The 2,285-nt window shown below is 41.5% G+C and carries 3 protein-coding genes and 1 pseudogene; all 4 read left to right on the plus strand.

The window, feature by feature from the left end; translation table 11 throughout:
* Nucleotides 1-143: 143 nt before the first annotated feature.
* Nucleotides 144-1,134, plus strand: a pseudogene (locus tag AC2TDN_RS26385) (IS630 family transposase).
* 104 nt (nucleotides 1,135-1,238) lie between these two features.
* Nucleotides 1,239-1,652 (plus strand): polymorphic toxin-type HINT domain-containing protein, encoded by a 414-nt coding sequence (locus tag AC2TDN_RS26390; RefSeq protein WP_482069770.1) that lies wholly within the window; start codon nucleotides 1,239-1,241, stop codon nucleotides 1,650-1,652.
* The gene (locus AC2TDN_RS26395) at nucleotides 1,637-1,861 is read left to right on the plus strand and encodes a hypothetical protein (RefSeq protein ID WP_482069771.1); all 225 of its coding nucleotides are present in this window, start codon (nucleotides 1,637-1,639) and stop codon (nucleotides 1,859-1,861) included. Before AC2TDN_RS26390 ends, AC2TDN_RS26395 begins: the two co-directional genes overlap by 16 nt.
* A gap of 17 nt (nucleotides 1,862-1,878) precedes the next feature.
* Nucleotides 1,879-2,223: a hypothetical protein gene (locus tag AC2TDN_RS26400; RefSeq protein WP_482069772.1), complete on the plus strand. Its 345-nt coding sequence runs from the start codon at nucleotides 1,879-1,881 to the stop codon at nucleotides 2,221-2,223.
* The last annotated feature ends 62 nt before the right edge of the window (nucleotides 2,224-2,285 follow it).

Below are 2,285 nucleotides of genomic sequence, written 5' to 3' on the forward strand. Positions count from 1 at the left end.
ACGCTGTTAGACGAGGGTTCTACTTTGAGTTACCCTCATTTACCCAAAGATTCAATTGGATGTGGCTGGTATTAATTCCATCCGTATAAAGAACCAGATTAGAGATTGGTCACGGATTCAGGTTTCAAGAAATCGAAACCGCGATGAAAAAAGCAAAGGATCATCGGATGTACGAACTGTACCAGACACTTTATTTGTTTCTGCAAGGAACCGAAGTGGAGCAGATTGACCTTATCATCAACCGAAATGCAAAAACGGTAAAGGGTTACATCTAGGCTTATAAAACAGGAGGACTTCCTGGTCTGCAATTGAACCATTCTCCAGGCGCACCTGTCCGACTAACCCAAGAACAGCAGGAAAAGTTGAAGCAGATCATTGTGGGCTCCATTCCGCATGATGTGGGTTTTACTGCACGGCACAATTGGACACTGGAGATCATTGCTGCCTATATCAAACAGGAATTTGGCCAGTCGTATTCGCTTCGTGGCATCTCCAAAATGATGCACCGTCAGGGACTAAGCTACACCAAACCAACCTATACCTTGGCAGCGGCTGATGAAGAAAAACAAAGGGTATTTTCAGAAGCTACGTTTCCGCATTTAAAAAAAGATACATGAATGACGAAATCGACCATTTGCTATTTGAAGACGAGTCCATGATCCGCGATTACCAAACGATTCAAAAAACGTGGTTTCTCCGCGGCAAGCAGCGTATCATCCAAACCACAGGCAAACATCGCGGTGTAAAGCTTCTTGCAACCGTCGATTACGCAACAGGCAAGCTGGTGTGGCAGGAAGATGAACAGTATACAGCCGAGACCTTTTTAGATTTAAAGTCATCACCGCCTATCCCAAAGACAAAATCGTGATCGTATTAGACAATGCTAGAATTCATCATGCAAAGCTACTCGCACCATTCCGGACGAGATGAAAGATCGACTTGAACTTGTATTCTTGCCTCCATACAGCCCGAAACTCAATATTGTCGAAGGTTTGTGGAAATGGCTCAAATCAGATGTCATTAACAACGTTTTTTACCACACAGTCGAAGAGATTCGCCAACGTGCAACAATTCATGGATGAGATAATGAAAACCCTTTTGACCATCATCGACCGTCTTTGTGTTAGGTTTTAATCAGGATATTCAATAGTTCAACTTATATAGAGTTAAAGTTTATAACTAACGAGGGGAGAAAAATATCGAAGACATTGAGGTCGGAGATAAGGTTCTCTAGAAGAATGAAGAAACAGGTAAGCAGGCTTGCAAGGAAGTTAGTGCACTTCATCGTAACGAGAAAGATACAACATATAAATTGTCAGTTGGCAATCAAATTATTGAGACAACTGATAATCATCCATTTTTGGATAGATGGAAAGGGATGGGTGCTTGCTGTTGATTTGAAGGTGGGCGATGAGTTATTCCAATGCAACGGAAACCATCTAAAGATTGATAACATTGAAATTGTACATCACGATGAAAAAGTAAAGGTATACATCTTTACTTGTGATGATTTCCATACTTACTTTGTAAGTGACTTACGAATCTGGATTCATAATATCGGGGATTGTGGTTTACGCCCTGAGGCCAAATATCTTAAGAGCGGGAACATGGAGTCGATTGGAAAGAAGGACCGGCAATGGCTAAAAAGTTAGGATTACCTCAAGGGCAGTGGAGCAAATCAGATTTAGAGTTTGCAGGTGAAAAAGCAGCAACATTAAAGTCTGGTGAAGGTGCATGGTTTGATCTACCTAGCGGTTCTACATCCAAAGTATACATGCCTGATGGTTCTACAGTGACTGCAACAAGAATCTGGGTAAGAAATAATGGTTCGGGTACATATCATGGTTATCCTGCACCATAGAAAAAATGAGACTGTCGATGGATTTTAGAATTCAAGCAGGATGTCCCAGATTTACTGGGGAATATGATGAAGATATATCATCCTTGTCTGATGCTCTTGAGACTGTGTTTCCTCTTTCGACAGAAGATGTGATAATTATGTGGAAGACCATTTGTATCCCAATAGGGTACAAATACGACATGAGCCTGATGATAGTTGATATCTTAAACATTCTTGAAAACCTTAGGATGAGAGTTTCTGGGGAGATAAGTGTTCACTGGCCGTCAAATTCATTTGCATGTAAGTGGGATTTAAGTAAGCATCAAATCCAGCCCACCTTCAACGTCCAAACCATTCATGAGAAAATGAAGGCAACCCAATGAAGGAGGTTGCCACATGACCACGAGAGAACAACGTCGTCAAGCATGGATTGAACGTATCACAG

The organism is Paenibacillus sp. Y660 (assembly GCF_057221575.1).

Coding starts and splice junctions, on each gene's coding strand:
- AC2TDN_RS26400 (WP_482069772.1), top strand. CDS start 1,879: ATGGATTTTAGAATTCAAGCAGGATGTCCCAGATTTACTGGGGAATAT.
- AC2TDN_RS26395 (WP_482069771.1), top strand. CDS start 1,637: ATGGCTAAAAAGTTAGGATTACCTCAAGGGCAGTGGAGCAAATCAGAT.
- AC2TDN_RS26390 (WP_482069770.1), top strand. CDS start 1,239: ATGAAGAAACAGGTAAGCAGGCTTGCAAGGAAGTTAGTGCACTTCATC.